This is a genomic window from Micromonospora sp. WMMA1947, from assembly GCF_027497355.1.
Classification (GTDB): Bacteria; Actinomycetota; Actinomycetes; order Mycobacteriales; family Micromonosporaceae; genus Micromonospora.
Genome location: NZ_CP114909.1, coordinates 1043394 through 1058845, shown reverse-complemented (window position 1 = coordinate 1058845; position 15452 = coordinate 1043394). Strand labels below are relative to the sequence as shown.

Below are 15452 nucleotides of genomic sequence, written 5' to 3'. Positions count from 1 at the left end.
CTGCCCGACCCGCCCTCGCCTGCCGAGCACCTCACGGCTGCCTGAGAGCGTTGATCAAGGGGTTTGTGTGGCGATGGAGGTGTGAGGGGGACACAAACTCCTTGATCAACGCTAGAACGGGCGGGACGGGCGCGGCGAGAGGGCGAGGCGGGGAGGGGAACGGACGGGTGGTGAGGGCGGGGAGTGGGCGGGGTGATCGGTAGGGTCGGGGGATGGAGTCGTTCGTGCCGCTGGCGGAGCGGATCGTGGAGGCGTTGCTGGAGAGCCGGCCCGGGCTGGCCACCTCCGTCGGAGACCACCGCTACGACGATCGGCTGCCCGACCTCTCCGCCGACGCCCTCGCCGCCGACCAGGCGATGCTCAAGGACGCGGCCGACGCGCTCGCGGAGATCGACCCGGACGCGCTCGACCCCGCGGAGAGCGTCGACCACGCGCTGCTCACCAGCCTCGTCGACCGGGGACTGTTCGAGGCCACCGAGATCCGCGGCCACGAGTGGGATCCGCTGCGCCACAATCCGGGACCGCTGCTGCACGCCCTACTGGCCCGTCCGTTCGCCCCGGCGGAGGAGCGCCTGACCAGTCTCGCGGGGCGCCTGTCGGCCGTACCCGATGCGCTGTCGACGGCGCGCGCGACGCTGCGGGACATGCCGCGGGTCCACGCGGAGACGGCGGTCGGGCAGTTCACCGGTACGGCGGCGCTGATCCGCGACGAGGTGCCCGGCCTGCTGGCCGAGGCGCCGGCGCTGCGGGACCGGGTCGGACCGGCGGCCACCGACGCGATCGCCGCGCTCGAGGAGTTCGTGGCCTGGCTGCGGCAGGGCTTGGCCGCCGACTCCGGCCCGGGGCGTGACCCGCGGCTGGGCCGGCGGCGGTGGGAGGCGCGGCTGTGGCACACGCTCGACACCGAGCTGAGCGCCGCCGAGGTGCAGCGCCGCGCCTGGGCGAACCTCGACCGGGTCACCGAGGAGATCCGCGCGGCGTCGGTCGAGCTGGTCGGTGGTCCGGCCGACGACGAGACGGTACGCCGGGCGTTGGACCTGCTCGCCGCCGAGCACCCGGACGACGCCACGATTGTCGACCTCGCCTCGGTCACGCTGGACGAGGCGAGTGACTTCGTCCGCCACCACGACCTGGTCAGCATGGTCGGCGACCCGTGCGTCATTCAGGAGATGCCGGAGTTCGCGCGGGGCGTGGCGGTGGCGTACTGCGATTCGCCGGGCCCGCTGGAGACGGCCGACGTGCCCACGTTCTACTGCATCTCGCCCACCCCGGCGGACTGGCCGGCGCAGCGGGTCGAGTCGTTCTACCGCGAGTACAACGACCACATGATCCGCAACCTGACGGTGCACGAGGCGATGCCCGGTCACTTCCTCCAGCTCGCGCACGCCCGGCGGTACGACGGCCCGACCCGGGTACGCGCGCTCACCGAGTCGGGTGTGTTCGTCGAGGGCTGGGCGGTCTACGCGGAGGAGCTGATGGCCGGGCTCGGCTTCGGTGGGCTGCCGGTGCGGTTGCAGCAGCTCAAGATGCAGCTCCGGATGACCATCAACGCGCTGCTGGACCAGCTCGTGCACTGCGACGACCTGCCCGAGGCCGAGGCGATGGCGTTGATGACCGGGCGCGGTTTCCAGGAGGAGGGCGAGGCGGCCGGCAAGTGGCGGCGGGCGCTGCTCACCTCGACGCAGCTGTCCACGTACTTCGTCGGCTACAGCGAGATGGCCGACATCGCGGCCGCCCGGCCGGACGGCGTGCCGCTGCGGGACTGGCACGACGCGATGCTGGCGTACGACTGCCCGCCGCCGCGCCACCTGCGGACGCTGCTGGGGGTGTGAGGCTCACCGCCGGGCGGCGGCCCGGGCCTGCGGTCACCGCCGGGCGGCGACCGCGTTGATCAGCCAGCGGGACAGGGAGTACGCGGGCGGCAGCTCGGCGGGCAGCGCGTCGGCCGGGAACCAGCGCGCCTCGGTCAGCTCGGTGCCGTCGACGACCGGCTCGGCGGCCGGGTCGGTGACCTCGGCGGTGAATCCGGCGAGCAGCGTGCCCGGCCCGGACAGCGCCCACGGCTGGCTGTCCACGTACTCCGGTCGCCGCAGGGTCAGGCCGACCTCCTCGGCGACCTCGCGGTGTACCGCCGCCTCCAGCGACTCGCCCGCCTCGACGAACCCGGCGACGAGCGCCCAGAGCTGCGTCGGCCCCTGCGTGTGCCGGACCAGCAGCAGTTCGGTGCCGCCGGCCGGGCCGGGGCGGGTGATCGCGGTCAGCACCGCGACGGACAGCGGGACGAACACGGTGAGCCCGCAGTCCGGGCAGCGCCGGGCGGTCTCGCCCGGTACGTCGGCCAGTTCGGCCCGGCAGGACCCGCACCACCTGTGGGTACGCCGCCAGGTGACCACGGCCAGGGCCCGCCCGGCCAGGTCGGCGCGGGGTGCGGGCAGCTCGGCGGCGAGGCCGCGCCAGCTGCGCCACCGGCCCGGCAGCGACTCCGGATCGGTCACCTCGGCCGCCCACGCCGGGACGCCGTCGAGCGTGCCGACCGGGGTCCAGGCGAGGTCACCGGACAGCGCTCCGATGCGCAGCGGCTGCTCGTCCGGGCCGGTCAGCAGCTTCCGGCCGGCCACCGGCAGCGCCAGGTCGTCCGGTCGCGGCGGCCGCCCGTGATCCGCCGCGGGCCGGAACCCGGGCGTGGTCACGACGTGGACGGGCGGCGGTCCACCACACCGGCGCCGGCCGGAACCGCGAACGCGGCGGCCTCGACGCTCTCGGTGTAGCGGCTCAGCGTCACCTCGGCGGGCTTGCCGTCGAGCGTGCCGGAGAAGCTGGCCAGCACGCCCTCGTTCGTCACGCAGGCGTTGAAGCGCTCCCCGTCGTGGGTGACGTCGACGCAGGTGGCGTGACGGCCGGCGAGCGTGGTGTCGCTCTGCTCGATGACCGCCTCCGGCGCCAGCGCCGCGTCGGTGAGCAGCCGGATCACCGCGGGCGGCGTGACCAGGCCCTGCTTGCGCGCCTCGTCGTAGACGATCACCGACGGCTTCCCGGCGGTGAGCACCGGTGGCGAGACGGTGCAGGAGGTACGGGCGGCGGTGCTGGCGCACCGGGTCACCGACTCCTGGGTCACGGTGATCTTGCCGCCGGGCCAGGTGTACGTGGACCGCAGCGGCTTCTTGGTCTGCGCGATCGAGGCGGTCCGGCCGCCGTCGAGCTGGTAGTCGGCGGCCCAGGTCTGCTCCAGCGCCCGGTCCATCCGCGCGGCGAGGTCGTTGACCAGGTCGGCGCGACCGAGTGCGACGTTCGCGTCGTCCAGGGCCTGACAGCCGGTGACCGAGAGCGACGCGATGACCGAGGCGGCGAGCACGCGGAGAGTCGTCGAGGCGGCAGGCATGATGCCCAGCCTTGTCGATTGACGCAACGTCTCGCAAACCGGTTGCCGGTTGACGACCGGTAATCCGGGAATGTCCGTCTCAGCAAGCGCCTCGGGGGCCGCCCCGAGCGGGGTACGGCAGGGCGGGGACCGATACGCTGCGTTCAACACCTGCCTCAGCCGCACCGTCGCGGCCCATACGGACCGGAACCACACAAACGAGGAGCGACTCAGTGGCAACCATCGAGGGAATCGTCGCCCGGGAGATCCTGGACTCGCGGGGCAACCCGACGGTCGAGGTCGAGGTCGGGCTCGACGACGGCACGATCGCCCGCGCCGCGGTGCCGTCCGGCGCCTCCACCGGCGCCTTCGAGGCGGTCGAGCTGCGCGACGGTGACAAGGACCGCTACCTGGGCAAGGGTGTCGAGAAGGCCGTCGCCAACATCGAGGACCGGATCGTCGACCAGCTCATCGGCTACGAGGCCAGCGAGCAGCGGCTGATCGACCAGAAGATGATCGACATCGACGGCTCGGACAACAAGGGCGAGCTGGGCGCGAACGCCATCCTCGGCGTCTCCCTGGCCGTGGCGAAGGCCGCCGCCGGCAGCGCCGAGCTGAGCCTGTTCCGCTACCTGGGCGGCCCGAACGCGCACCTGCTCCCGGTGCCGATGATGAACATCCTCAACGGTGGCGCGCACGCCGACTCGAACGTCGACATCCAGGAGTTCATGATCGCGCCGATCGGCGCGCCGACGTTCCGGGACGCGCTGCGCTCGGGCGCCGAGGTCTACCACGCGCTGAAGTCGGTGCTGAGGAAGAAGGACCTGTCGACCGGCCTGGGCGACGAGGGCGGCTTCGCCCCGAACCTGCCCACCAACGCCGCCGCGCTGGACCTCATCGCCGAGGCGGTGGAGAAGGCCGGCTACCGGCTCGGCACCGACATCGTCTTCGCGCTCGACGTGGCCGCCACCGAGTTCTTCGACAACGGCACCTACACGTTCGAGGGCAGCGCCAAGAGCGCCGAGGAGATGAGCAACTACTACACCAAGCTCGCCGGCGACTACCCGATCGTGTCGATCGAGGACCCGCTGGCCGAGGACGACTGGAGCGGCTGGGCCACCCTCACCGCCGCGCTCGGCGACCGCATCCAGATCGTCGGCGACGACCTGTTCGTGACGAACCCGCAGCGCATCGCCCGGGGCATCGCCGAGCAGGCCGCCAACGCGGTGCTGGTGAAGGTCAACCAGATCGGTTCGCTCACCGAGACGCTCGACGCCGTCGACCTGGCCCACCGGGCCGGCTTCAAGTGCATGATGAGCCACCGCTCCGGCGAGACCGAGGACACCACCATCGCCGACCTGGCCGTCGCCACCGGCTGCGGGCAGATCAAGACCGGCGCACCGGCCCGCTCGGACCGGGTGGCCAAGTACAACCAGCTCCTGCGGATCGAGGAGGAGCTGGCCGACGCGGCGCGGTACGCCGGTGCCGGCGCGTTCCCGCGCTACCGTTCGGCCTGAGCGAGAGCTCCGGGGGAGGGGTGTGACGATGCAGCAGCGCCGCACACCGGGTGGCCAGCGGCCCGCCCGTCGGCCGGGTCAGCCCGGCCGGACGGGCGGCGCCCGGGTCCGGTCCACGGCCCGCGACAACGGCGTCCGCGCGGAGGCGCGCGCCGCCGGCCGGTCACCCGGCGCGTCGCGTGCCACCGACGGCGTACGCTCCGCGAGCCGCCCCGCCGCGGCCCGGCGTACCGCCGCCGGTGGCCCGGTCAAGCGGCTCACCGCACCCCAACCCCGGCGCTTCACCGGGCGCGCCACAGTGCTGTTCGCGGTGCTGATCGCGCTCGCCCTGGCGTACACCTATCCGGTCCGGGTCTACCTGGACCAGCAGGCCGACATCGAGCGGATGGAAGCCGCGCAGGCCGCCCAGCGGGCCGAGATCGAGCGGCTCACCGCCGAGGCGGCCAAGTGGAAGGACCCGGAGTACGTCAAGACGCAGGCCCGGGAGCGGTTCTTCATGGGCAAGCCGGGCGAGACGCTGCTCGTGGTGCTCTCCGACCCGGAGGGCGCCGCGAAGGACGCCGGCAAGGACGCGAAGCCGGGGGCGCCGAAGCAGCCCGAGCCCTGGTACGACACCCTGTGGTCGAGCGTTCGGGCGGCCAACGCCGATCGCGGGGACAAGTGAGCTTTGATTCGAGAGGCACTTCCTGTGAGCGCGAGGAGTGAGCCGGGTTTGCGAGCCCCGCAGTCGCGAACGAAGGCGGCGCGGTGAGCGTCGTACCACCGCAGGAGCCGGCGGCGGACTCCGTACCCCCGCCGGAACGCCAACCGGCCACCGAGGCCGACCTGGCCGCGGTGGCCGCGCAGCTCGGACGCCCGCCGCGCGGTACCCGCGCGGTGGCCCACAGGTGTCCCTGCGGCCTGCCCGACGTGGTGGAGACGACGCCCCGGCTGGCCGACGGCACGCCGTTCCCGACGCTGTTCTACCTGACCTGCCCTCGCGCCACGGCGGCGTGCAGCCGGCTGGAGTCGGCCGGGCTGATGAAGGAGATGGCCGAGCGGCTCGCGGAGGATCCGGAGCTGGCGGCGCGGTACCGGGCGGCGCACGAGGACTACCTGACCCGCCGGGAGGCGATCGGCGAGGTGCCGGAGATCGCCGGCATCTCGGCCGGTGGCATGCCGGGGCGGGTCAAGTGCCTGCACGTGCACCTCGGGCACGCGCTCGCCGCCGGGCCGGGGGTCAACCCGTTCGGCGACGAGACGCTGGCGCTGGTGGAGAAGTGGTGGGCGGCCGGCCCCTGCGTGGACGTGCCGCCGGTCCAGTGAGATGAGCGCCGACGAGATCACGGTCCGCCGGGCCCGCACCACCGACGTGCGCGGCATCCGGCGGCTGGTGGACACCTACACCGACGACCGGCGGCTGCTCAGCAAGGCAACGGTGACGTTGTACGAGGACGTGCAGGAGTTCCGGGTCGCGGTGACCTCGGACGGCACGGTGGTCGGGTGCGGCGCGCTGCACGTCATGTGGGAGGACCTGGCCGAGATCCGGACGGTGGCGGTCGACCCGTCCTGCCGGGGCCACCGGATCGGGCACCGGATCGTCGGTGAGCTGATCGACTCGGCGCGCGACCTGGGCATCCGCCGGATCTTCGTGCTCACGTTCGAGACCGGCTTCTTCGGCTCGTTCGGCTTCCGCGAGATCGACGGCGCGCCCGTGCCGCAGCCGGTGTACGAGCAGCTCCTGCGCTCGTACGACGAGGGCGTCGCGGAGTTCCTGGACCTGGAACGGGTCAAGCCCAACACGCTGGGCAACACTCGAATGCTGCTGCGCCTCTGATCGCGCGGGCCTGGGGTCGGGCTGCCGTAGGGTGGGCGCCGTGAGTGCGCGTGTGGCCGCCATCGACTGCGGGACCAACTCGATCCGACTGCTGATCGCCGACCTGCCCGAGGCGTCGGCCGGGGAGGCGGCGCCGCTGCGCGACGTCACCCGGCGGATGGAGATCGTGCGGCTGGGGCAGGGCGTCGACCAGACCGGCAAGCTCGCCCCGGAGGCCATCGAGCGGACCCGGGTGGCGCTCGCCGACTACGCGGCCGAGATCGAGAAGTCCGGCGCCGACCGGGTACGCATGTGCGCCACCTCGGCCTCCCGCGACGCCTCCAACGCCGCCGACTTCCGCGCGATGGTCGAGCGCACGCTCGGCGTACCGCCCGAGGTGGTGACCGGTGACGAGGAAGCGCGCCTGTCGTTCACCGGCGCGGTGCGCGGCCTGCCCGCCGACGCCGAGCCGCCGTACCTGGTGGTCGACATCGGCGGCGGCTCGACCGAGTTCGTCGTCGGCACCCGCGCCGACGGTGTGCGCGGCGCGATCTCGGTGGACATCGGCTGCGTCCGGATGACCGAACGCCACCTGCACGGCGACCCGCCGACCGCGGCGCAGATCACCGCCGCCGAAGCGGACATCGCCGCCGCCGTCGACCGCGCGCTCGCCGCCGTGCCCGGCCGCGAGGCCGCCACGCTGGTCGGGCTCGCCGGTTCGGTCACCACCGTGGTCGCCCTGGCGCAGGGGCTCCAGGAGTACGACCCCAGCCGCATCCACCACGCCCGCATCTCGTACGAGCAGGTGGCCGAGGTGACCGCCGACCTGCTCGGCAAGAGCAGCGAGCAGCGGCTGGCGTACCCGGTGATGCACCCGGGGCGGGCCGACGTGATCGGCGCGGGCGCGCTGGTGCTGCGAGTGATCATGGAACGGGCCGGGATGCCGTCGGTGGTCGCCTCCGAGCACGACATCCTCGACGGCATCGCCTGGAGCCTGGGGGCGATCTCGAGATAGGTGGTTCCCCTGCGTGTGGCCGGTATGATTTCCATATGGTCACCACTGTCAATCTTCCCGACGGACTGCACGAACGGCTCAAGCAGCTTGCCGAGCAGGAGCACCGGTCGATGAACGCCACCATCGTTGTCGCAGTCGAGGAGTACGTCTCGGCGCGCAGTCATCGTGCCCGCGTGCGGGATCTCGCGCGGGAGGTTGCCGAGCGTGACGCCGAGCTGCTGCGGCGGTTGGCGGAGTGATCCACTATCTCGAGGTCGACGACCTCGTGGAGATCGCCTCGATCGTGTTGGGTGGGACGCCGCAGGTCCGTGATTTCGGTCTGCTCTCTTCGGCGGTGGTCCGCCCGGCCACCGTGGCGTTCGGCCAGGAGGCTTATCCCGATCTCTGGACCAAGGCCGCCGCGCTGCTGCACTCGGTCTGCATGAACCACGCGCTGATTGATGGGAACAAGCGTCTCGCCTGGGCGGCGGGGCGGGTGTTTCTGGCCCTCAACGAGGTGCCGATCCAGGATGTCGACGTTGATCAGGCCGAGGCTCTCGTGATGTCGGTGGCGAGCGGCACCCTGACCGAGGTCTCGGACATCGCCCGCGAACTCCGCAAGCTCTACGTCTGAGCCGTCGACGGAAGGTTGCCCTTCCGGCGGTGATCAAGGAGTTTGTGTCCGATCCGGGCGCCTCTGAGGACGCCAACTCCTTGATCACCGGCCCCGGTGGGCGACATGGTGCTGTGTCGTTGACGGTAGTGCGGATTGCGCACTAGTGTGCGGAGCGTGGATACCACGCAGCTCCTCAAGGGCGTGCTCGACCTGGCGGTGCTCGCCGTGCTCAAGGACGAGGACGGGTACGGCTACGACATCCTGCGGCGCCTGCGCGAGGCCGGTCTCGCCGAGGTCGGCGACGCCTCGGTCTACGGCACGCTGCGCCGGCTGTTCGCGGCCGGTCTGCTCACCACGTACGTGGTGCCGAGCGAGTCCGGGCCGCACCGCAAGTACTACTCGCTCAACGCCGCCGGGCGTGACCAGCTCACCCGCTCCGGCAAGACCTGGCGCTCGTTCGCCACCACCATGGACGCACTGCTCGACGATCGGGGGATGGCGGCATGACCGTCACTGGGCAGGAGATCACGGACTACGTCGACCGGGTTCGCGCGGCGCTCGTCGACCTGCCGCCCGGGGTCCGTGACGAGCTGACCGAGGACCTGCCGGAACACCTCGCCGAGGTGGCCGCCGAGGGCGAGGGCGCGCTCGTGGACCGGTTGGGCACGCCCGAGGCGTACGCGGCCGAGCTGCGCGCCGCCGCCGGCGCCGGGGAGGGGCGGCGACCGGCGCGCTTCCACCGGCTGGCCGAGGCGCGGGAGCAGGCGGCCACGCAGCTCCGCCTGCTGGACCGCCAACTCGGCCCGGTGCTCGGGCACGAGACGGTGAGCGACTTCCTGCGTCCGCTGCGCCCGGCCTGGTGGCTGGTGCGCGGCTGGCTGGCCGCGCTGATCGTGGCCTGGATGGTGGACGGCCGGTCCGGCCTGGTGCCCCGGCTGGACGGCAACAGCTCGATGGGGATGCTGCTGCTCATCGGCGCGATCGTCGCGTCCATGTGGTGGGGTCGTCGCTCGGCCGGGATCACCGGGTGGCGGCGACAACTGCACCAGATCGCCACCGCCGCGCTGCTGTTGTTCTCCATCGCCGTGCTGGCCCAGGTGGACGAGCGCGCCGACACCGACGTCTACGGCAGTTACGAGCAGACGTCGGTGGACCACCGGTACGAGCGGATCGAGGACGTCTTCGTCTACGACCAGCAGGGGCGGCTGATCCGCGACGCGCGGCTCTTCGACCAGAACGGCGTGCCGATCACGCTCGGCTGGCCGAGCTGCATGGCCGACACGGGCGCGGTGCCGGAGATGCGTAACACCTACCCGTACTGTCCGGAGCGGGCCCCGTTCGGCCCGCCGGTCTCACCGTCGATCGCCCCGCCCGCATTCGCGCCCACGGACAGCGCCACCCCGACCGCGCCCACCACCAGCGCTTCCCCGGAACCCACGTCAACCCCCTGAGCGCGCTCGACCGCGCGAGATCTTGGAAGGAAACGGCCCTCATAGGGGCCGCAATCTTCCAAGATCTCGCGCGGAGCCGCTGTTAGGCGATGGCGGCGATGTCGCCGTCGTCGAAGTAGATCGCCTGATGGAGTCGGCCACCCAGGGCGGCGGCGAACCGGGCCACCACGTCCTGACCGGAGATCTTTCCCTGCTCGATCTGGGAGATCCGTCCCTTGGTGACGCCCATGCGGTCAGCCACCTGCTGTTGGGTCAACCCCCGCGCTCGGCGCACTTCCGCGAGTCGGTGACCGATGACCTCGGCGAGGAGTTGCTGCTTGCCCGCGTCGACCGCCTCTTCGCCTCCGGCCCGGGCGACGTGGTCGACGCGGATGTCCTGCCATCGGGAGTAGTCGCTCATGCCTTCCCCTCCTCTCGCGTCCGGCACCATGCGACCAGTTTAGCGATCGCTATACCTGTGGGGCGGTTCAACAGGAGGTGAATGCCACTGTTGTTCCGTCTTCCCCGGGCCGCCGACCGCGTGGCACGCTACCGGCACATAACAGCCAACTGTGCGACCAGCCAACGTTGACTGACCGCAAGGAGGACGGGCCCATGGGCGAGATGGTGAGCTTCACCGGCAACGGGGGGACGAGCGAGGGGTATCTCGCGATACCCTCCGGCGGTGCGGCCAGCCCGGCGGTCATCGTCATCCAGGACTGGTGGGGTCTCGTACCCCACGTCCGGGCCGTGGTCGACCGCTTCGCCGAGGCCGGCTTCGTCGCCCTCGCGCCCGACTTCCGGCACGGCGGACCGGCCGTGAAGCCGACCGAGCCGCGGCTGATGCTGAACAGCTCCCAGATGGACGAGGCGGCGAGTGACATCGCCGCCGCCGCCGAATACCTGGCGAGCCGGCCGGAGGTCGCCGGCAAGGTGGGCTGTGCCGGGTTCTGCGCGGGCGCGAGCCTGGCCCTGTGGTCCGGCACGTTCTCCGAGCGCATCGTGGCCACCGCCGGGTTCTACCCGCGTCTGCCGTGGGAGGGCATGGCCACCGACTGGGCCGACTACGCCGGGAAGGCGGCGCTCATCCACTGCTCCGAGGCGGACGGCCTGTCCGCCGCCGACGGGGTGCAGAGCGTACGCCGGTCCATCGAGTCCGCCGGTGGCACCTGCCAGACGTTCGACTACCCGGGCACCGCGCACGCGTTCTTCAACGAGGACCGGCCCGAGCACTACGACCAGCGGGCCGCCGCCACCGCCTGGGCCCGCACGCTGGAACTGTTCCGGGCGAAGCTTGGCTGAGTCGCGTACCCCGCAGGACGTGGTCGCCCGCGCCGCGCGGGCGGCCGACCTGGCCGACCTCGACGGCGCGGTCAGCGACTGCTTCGCCTGCCCGCGTCTGGTGGCGTGGCGGGAGGAGGTCGCCCGGGTCAAGCGGGCCGCGTTCCGCGACCAGGACTACTGGGGACGGCCGGTGCCGGGCCTCGGTCCGCAGGACGCGCGCATCGCGATTCTCGGTCTGGCGCCGGCGGCGCACGGCGGCAACCGCACCGGCCGGATCTTCACCGGGGACCGGTCCGGCGACGTGTTGTTCGCCGCGCTGCACCGGGCCGGGCTGGCCAACCAGCCGACGAGTGTGGCCGCCGACGACGGCCTGACGTTGCGCGACACCCGCATCTTCGCGGCCGTGCGGTGCGCGCCGCCGGACAACAAGCCCACCCCGGCCGAGCGGGACACCTGCGCGCCGTGGCTGCACCGCGAAGTCGAACTGATCCGGCCCACGCTGCGCGTCGTGGTCGCGCTGGGTGCGTTCGCGTGGGCCGCGTGGTGGCCGGTGCTACGCCAGGTGTACGGGCAGCGACCGCCCACTCCGCGACCGGTGTTCGGTCATGGGGCACACTGGTCCGGCGAGTCGGTGCCGGCGTTGCTGGGCTGCTATCACGTCAGCCAGCAGAACACGTTCACCGGCCGGCTCACACCGGCGATGCTGGACGACGTGTTCACCCGGGCGAAGGACCTGGCCGGGGTGGACTGAGAACACCTGAGGCGGTGGGATGGATTTCGGCGTACTGCGCAGGTGGTGGCCGGTCGCCGCGGTGACGGTGCTGCTCGCGCTCGCCGCGTTCGCCGCCGGTCACTCCGCCATCGGGGCCAGCCGGATCCCGCCGGCCGCCGACACCATCCCGTACGTGCCGGAGTACCCGTCGCCCGAGGCGGTGCCGTCGTACCCGGTGGAACCCCGCGACGTGGGTGAGTCCACGTCGGGCGGTGTGCCCGACTGGCTGGCCACCACCGCCGTGGCGTTGCTGTTCGCGGCGGTGCTGGGCGCCATCGGGTACGTCCTGTGGAACGTGCTCCGGGGCGCGCTGCGGCGGACGACCCGGGCGGTGCCGGTGCGGCGCTCCCGGCGTACCGCCGAGGGGACCGCCCGCGAGGTGGTGGCCGCGCTCGACGCCGGACTCGTCGAACTCGACGACCGCTCCACAGACCCGCGAACCGCTGTGATCGCCTGCTGGGTACGCCTGGAGGAGGCCGCCGAGGACGCGGGCGTGCCCCGGCACACCGGCGACACCCCGACCGACCTGGTGGGGCGGCTGCTGCGCGGCGACCCGGCGGCCGGCATCCCGGCGGTCGCCAGCGCCGACGTGCTCGACGGTTTCGCGCACGTCTACCGGGAGGCCCGCTACGCCACGCACCCGGTCGACGAGCGCACCCGGGACCAGGCCCGCGCCGCGCTGCGCCGGTTGCGCGGCGAGTTGACCAGCCTGGCGGGGGAGGCGTCGTGAGCACCAGCATCGACGACCTGATGTCGTTCGGCGAGGAGCCGGCCGGGGAGGCCGAGCGTCCGTCCGGTGGCGGGCGGGCGCGCGCGCTGCTGCGGACCGTGGCGGTCACCGCCGCCGTCGTCGTGGTGATCGTGGTCGGGCTGCGCGCGGTCGGCCTGAAGGTGCCGATCTGGATCATCGTGGCCGGCGTGCTCGCCGTGCTCGCCGTACGCCGGGTCACCACCGCGCTCTCACCTCCGCCGCCGCCCCGGGCGGGCACCCGGGCGCCCGCCGGTGAGGAGCCCGGCACCTGGAACTGGTCCGCCCGGGACGCGCTGCGTACCGCGATCAACGGCTGGGAGCGCCCGCTGGACTGGTCCTCCGACAACCGGGAGCGGTTCACCGAACGCATCCTGCCGCGGCTCGGCGAACTGGCCGACGAACGGCTGCGTCAGCGGCACGGCGTCACCCGTGAGTCCGACCCGGCCCGTGCCCGAGCCCTGCTGGGCGAGCCACTGTGGACGTTCCTCGCCACCCCCGTCCGCCGCCCTCCGTCGCCGCGCGACCTCGCGGCGATCGTCGCCGAACTGGAGAAGATCTGATGAACGACGTGGACCGGAGCATGGCCCCCGCCGAGGTGGGCCGGCTCGCCCGGGCCGTCCTGGAGGCGGTCGGCACCGTCGTGGTCGGCAAGCGGGACGCGCTGGAGCTGGTGCTGGCCGGCATCCTCGCCGGTGGTCACGTGCTGCTGGAGGATCTGCCCGGCCTGGGCAAGACGCTCACCGCGCGCTGCTTCGCGCAGGCCCTCGGGCTGGACTTCCGGCGGCTCCAGTTCACCCCTGACCTGCTGCCCGCCGACGTGACCGGCTCGTTCCTCTACGACCAGAGCAGTGGCGACTTCGCCTTCCGGGCCGGGCCGGTGTTCACCAACCTGCTGCTCGCCGACGAGATCAACCGGACGCCGCCGAAGACGCAGTCGGCGTTGCTGGAGGCGATGCAGGAGAAGCAGGTGTCGGTGGAGGGCGTGACCTACCGCCTCGACGAGCCGTTCCACGTGCTCGCCACCGCCAACCCCATCGAGTACGAGGGCACGTACCCGCTGCCGGAGGCGCAGCTCGACCGGTTCCTGCTGCGGGTGTCGTTCGGCTACCCGAGCCACGACGAGGAGTGGGACGTACTGCGCCGCCGGATCGCCCGCCGCCGCGAGGAGGCGGAGATCAAGCCGGTGGTGGACGCCGCCACGCTGCGCGCCATGCAGGCCGCGCTGGAGGACGTGGTGGTCGAGGACTCGGTCGGGCGGTACATCGTGGCGCTCACCGCTGCCACCCGGGAGCACCCGTCGGTGCTGGTCGGCGCGTCCCCGCGCGGCTCGCTGGCGCTGCTGCTGCTGTCCCGGGTACGGGCGGTGCTCGCCAACCGCGACTACGTGGTGCCGGAGGACGTCAAGGCCGTGGCGGCGCCCGCGCTGGCGCACCGGATCACGCTGCGTCCGGAGATGTGGCTGCGCCGGGTCGACCCGTCGTTCGTCGTCGGCGAGGTCCTGGAGTCGACCCCCGCCCCGGCCAGCGGCGCGCTGCCCAGCTACGCCGCCGGACGCTGATGGACCGGGCCGACGCGGCGAGCGGCTGGGCGCCCACCTGGGCGCTCGGCCGGGCCGTGCTGCTCACCGGCGTGCTGGTCGTCGTCGCCGTCCTGCTCGGCCGCATCGACCTGGTGGTGCTCGCCACACCGTTCGCGCTCGGGACCGCGTATGCGCTGCGCCGCCGCCCCGCCGCGCTGCCCGAGCTGGAACTCGGCGTCGGGGACACCCACCTGGTCGAGGGCTCGCCGCTGGCCGCCACCGTCGCGGTGGCCAACCCCGACCTGATCGGGTACGACCTGGCGGTGGTACGGACCCGGATGTCGCGCTGGCTGCGGGTCGAGCAGGTCGGCTTCGGCGGCGCCGGGCTGGACGTGAGCCGCTCCGGCGGCGCGGACCGCCCGTTCGTCACCTCCGTACCCCGGGGCAGCGCCGTCGACCTGGAGCTGACCGGCACCGCCCTGCGATGGGGGCGGCACCCGATCGGCCCGGCCGGTGTCCGGGTCGCCGCCGCCGACGGCCTGCTGGTCTCCCGTGCGGTGATCACCGAGCCGATCCGGGCCCGGGTCTATCCGCGTACCGAGCCGTTCGACGCGGTCGAGGCGATGCCTCGGGCCGCCGGCCTGGTCGGCGCGCACCGCTCGCGGCGGCCGGGCGAGGGCGGCGAGCTGGCCGGGGTACGCGTGTTCGCACCCGGCGACCGGCTGCGCCGGATCGACTGGCGGGTGTCGCTGCGGGCCCGCCAGCTGCACGTCGCGTCGACGCTCTCGGACCGGGACGCCGAGGTGGTGGTGCTGCTGGACGTGCTGGCCGAGGCGGGCCGCTCCGGTGGCGTGAACGGGCCCGCTTCCGTGCTGGACACCACGGTGCGGGCGGCCGCCGCGATCGCCGAGCACTACCTGCACCGCGGCGACCGGGTGTCGATGCTGGAGTACGGCCCGGCCGCCCGCCGGCTGCGTCCGGCCACCGGGCGGCGGCAGTACCTGACAGTGCTGGAGTGGCTGCTCGACGTGCACGCCGAGTCGTCGCCGCACGAGCCGTACGACCAGGTCTTCGGCCCGCAGGTGCTCTCCTCGGACGCGCTCGTGGTGGTGCTCACCCCGCTGCTCGACGAGCGCTCCGCGCAGATGCTGGCCCGGCTGGCCCGGGGCGGACGGTTCGTGGTGGCGGTGGACACGCTGCCGGCCGAGCTGCCGGTGCCGAAGGAACGCGGCTGGGCCGAGGTGGCGTACCGGCTGTGGCGGCTGGACCGGGACACGATGATCGGCCAGCTCCGCGAGCACGGCGTGCCGGTGGTGCGCTGGGCCGGCGCCGGCAGCCTGGACGAGGTGCTGCGCGACGTGGCCCGGTTGGCGACCGCCCCGAAGGCAGGGTTGCGGTGAGCGCGAGGAACGCAGC

At 73.0% G+C, this 15452-nt stretch carries 19 protein-coding genes; 16 read left to right on the top strand and 3 right to left on the bottom strand.

The features are described from left to right. Positions 1–212 precede the first annotated feature (212 nt). On the top strand, positions 213–1832 hold the full coding sequence (locus tag O7604_RS05030) for a DUF885 domain-containing protein (protein ID WP_281579000.1): 1620 nt from the start codon (positions 213–215) through the stop codon (positions 1830–1832). A 33-nt stretch (positions 1833–1865) separates the two neighbouring features. Here O7604_RS05030 and O7604_RS05025 read toward each other — a convergent pair whose 3' ends face one another. Further along, complete coding sequence (locus O7604_RS05025) at positions 1866–2690, bottom strand: NUDIX domain-containing protein (RefSeq protein WP_281578999.1); 825 nt, start codon at positions 2688–2690, stop codon at positions 1866–1868. Continuing rightward, complete coding sequence (locus O7604_RS05020; protein ID WP_281578998.1) at positions 2687–3379, bottom strand: hypothetical protein; 693 nt, start codon at positions 3377–3379, stop codon at positions 2687–2689. Before O7604_RS05020 ends, O7604_RS05025 begins: the two co-directional genes overlap by 4 nt. Positions 3380–3591: 212 nt before the next feature. Here O7604_RS05020 and eno point away from each other — a divergent pair, with 212 nt between their 5' ends. The 9 genes from eno (at position 3592) to O7604_RS04975 (ending at position 9731) form a co-directional block, all read left to right on the top strand. Next, complete coding sequence (eno, locus tag O7604_RS05015; protein ID WP_281578997.1) at positions 3592–4875, top strand: phosphopyruvate hydratase; 1284 nt, start codon at positions 3592–3594, stop codon at positions 4873–4875. 28 nt (positions 4876–4903) lie between these two features. Next, a complete protein-coding gene (locus tag O7604_RS05010; protein WP_269702154.1) occupies positions 4904–5539 on the top strand; it encodes a septum formation initiator family protein in 636 nt (211 codons plus the stop codon). Between the two features lie 83 nt (positions 5540–5622). Further along, positions 5623–6180: a DUF501 domain-containing protein gene (locus O7604_RS05005; protein WP_194798556.1), complete on the top strand. Its 558-nt coding sequence runs from the start codon at positions 5623–5625 to the stop codon at positions 6178–6180. Position 6181: 1 nt separating this feature from the next. Continuing rightward, on the top strand, positions 6182–6691 hold the full coding sequence (locus O7604_RS05000; RefSeq protein WP_194798555.1) for an amino-acid N-acetyltransferase: 510 nt from the start codon (positions 6182–6184) through the stop codon (positions 6689–6691). A 52-nt stretch (positions 6692–6743) separates the two neighbouring features. Beyond that, positions 6744–7685, top strand: a complete 942-nt coding sequence (locus tag O7604_RS04995; protein ID WP_194798953.1) for a Ppx/GppA phosphatase family protein — start codon at positions 6744–6746, stop codon at positions 7683–7685. A gap of 35 nt (positions 7686–7720) precedes the next feature. Continuing rightward, positions 7721–7924, top strand: a complete 204-nt coding sequence (locus O7604_RS04990; RefSeq protein ID WP_073824963.1) for an Arc family DNA-binding protein — start codon at positions 7721–7723, stop codon at positions 7922–7924. Further along, positions 7921–8298 carry a Fic family protein gene (locus O7604_RS04985; RefSeq protein WP_116504050.1) on the top strand — a complete coding sequence of 126 codons (378 nt, stop codon included), beginning with the start codon at positions 7921–7923 and terminating at the stop codon, positions 8296–8298. The genes O7604_RS04990 and O7604_RS04985 overlap by 4 nt, the downstream gene beginning before the upstream one ends. 156 nt (positions 8299–8454) lie before the next feature. Further along, complete coding sequence (locus tag O7604_RS04980) at positions 8455–8787, top strand: PadR family transcriptional regulator (RefSeq protein WP_026268078.1); 333 nt, start codon at positions 8455–8457, stop codon at positions 8785–8787. After that, positions 8784–9731: a hypothetical protein gene (locus O7604_RS04975; protein WP_194798554.1), complete on the top strand. Its 948-nt coding sequence runs from the start codon at positions 8784–8786 to the stop codon at positions 9729–9731. The genes O7604_RS04980 and O7604_RS04975 overlap by 4 nt, the downstream gene beginning before the upstream one ends. A gap of 82 nt (positions 9732–9813) precedes the next feature. Here O7604_RS04975 and O7604_RS04970 read toward each other — a convergent pair whose 3' ends face one another. Then, positions 9814–10131, bottom strand: coding sequence for a helix-turn-helix transcriptional regulator (locus O7604_RS04970; protein WP_073824954.1), 318 nt, complete (start codon positions 10129–10131; stop codon positions 9814–9816). Positions 10132–10325: 194 nt separating this feature from the next. On the opposite strand from O7604_RS04970, the gene O7604_RS04965 reads away from it, so the two are divergent. The 6 genes from O7604_RS04965 to O7604_RS04940 are packed head-to-tail and all read left to right on the top strand — an operon-like array spanning position 10326 to position 15436. Then, a complete protein-coding gene (locus O7604_RS04965) occupies positions 10326–11012 on the top strand; it encodes a dienelactone hydrolase family protein (protein ID WP_269696141.1) in 687 nt (228 codons plus the stop codon). A 19-nt stretch (positions 11013–11031) separates the two neighbouring features. Further along, positions 11032–11745: a uracil-DNA glycosylase gene (locus tag O7604_RS04960; protein WP_269696142.1), complete on the top strand. Its 714-nt coding sequence runs from the start codon at positions 11032–11034 to the stop codon at positions 11743–11745. A 19-nt stretch (positions 11746–11764) separates the two neighbouring features. Next, positions 11765–12496, top strand: a complete 732-nt coding sequence (locus tag O7604_RS04955; RefSeq protein WP_269702150.1) for a DUF4129 domain-containing protein — start codon at positions 11765–11767, stop codon at positions 12494–12496. Positions 12497–12516: 20 nt separating this feature from the next. Further along, positions 12517–13077, top strand: a complete 561-nt coding sequence (locus O7604_RS04950) for a hypothetical protein (RefSeq protein ID WP_269706914.1) — start codon at positions 12517–12519, stop codon at positions 13075–13077. Continuing rightward, complete coding sequence (locus O7604_RS04945) at positions 13077–14075, top strand: MoxR family ATPase (protein WP_194798551.1); 999 nt, start codon at positions 13077–13079, stop codon at positions 14073–14075. Before O7604_RS04950 ends, O7604_RS04945 begins: the two co-directional genes overlap by 1 nt. Beyond that, positions 14075–15436, top strand: a complete 1362-nt coding sequence (locus O7604_RS04940) for a DUF58 domain-containing protein (RefSeq protein WP_269702149.1) — start codon at positions 14075–14077, stop codon at positions 15434–15436. Before O7604_RS04945 ends, O7604_RS04940 begins: the two co-directional genes overlap by 1 nt. Positions 15437–15452 lie beyond the last annotated feature (16 nt).

What these genes read in the sequence shown, in the direction of transcription:
- O7604_RS04965 (WP_269696141.1), top strand. Translation starts at nt 10,326, where the DNA reads ATGGGCGAGATGGTGAGCTTCACCGGCAACGGGGGGACGAGCGAGGGG.
- O7604_RS04945 (WP_194798551.1), top strand. Translation starts at nt 13,077, where the DNA reads ATGAACGACGTGGACCGGAGCATGGCCCCCGCCGAGGTGGGCCGGCTC.
- O7604_RS05030 (WP_281579000.1), top strand. Translation starts at nt 213, where the DNA reads ATGGAGTCGTTCGTGCCGCTGGCGGAGCGGATCGTGGAGGCGTTGCTG.
- O7604_RS05010 (WP_269702154.1), top strand. Translation starts at nt 4,904, where the DNA reads ATGCAGCAGCGCCGCACACCGGGTGGCCAGCGGCCCGCCCGTCGGCCG.
- O7604_RS05000 (WP_194798555.1), top strand. Translation starts at nt 6,182, where the DNA reads ATGAGCGCCGACGAGATCACGGTCCGCCGGGCCCGCACCACCGACGTG.
- O7604_RS04990 (WP_073824963.1), top strand. Translation starts at nt 7,721, where the DNA reads ATGGTCACCACTGTCAATCTTCCCGACGGACTGCACGAACGGCTCAAG.
- O7604_RS04955 (WP_269702150.1), top strand. Translation starts at nt 11,765, where the DNA reads ATGGATTTCGGCGTACTGCGCAGGTGGTGGCCGGTCGCCGCGGTGACG.
- O7604_RS04975 (WP_194798554.1), top strand. Translation starts at nt 8,784, where the DNA reads ATGACCGTCACTGGGCAGGAGATCACGGACTACGTCGACCGGGTTCGC.
- O7604_RS04940 (WP_269702149.1), top strand. Translation starts at nt 14,075, where the DNA reads ATGGACCGGGCCGACGCGGCGAGCGGCTGGGCGCCCACCTGGGCGCTC.
- O7604_RS04950 (WP_269706914.1), top strand. Translation starts at nt 12,517, where the DNA reads ATGTCGTTCGGCGAGGAGCCGGCCGGGGAGGCCGAGCGTCCGTCCGGT.
- O7604_RS04970 (WP_073824954.1), bottom strand. Translation starts at nt 10,131, where the DNA reads ATGAGCGACTACTCCCGATGGCAGGACATCCGCGTCGACCACGTCGCC.
- O7604_RS05020 (WP_281578998.1), bottom strand. Translation starts at nt 3,379, where the DNA reads ATGCCTGCCGCCTCGACGACTCTCCGCGTGCTCGCCGCCTCGGTCATC.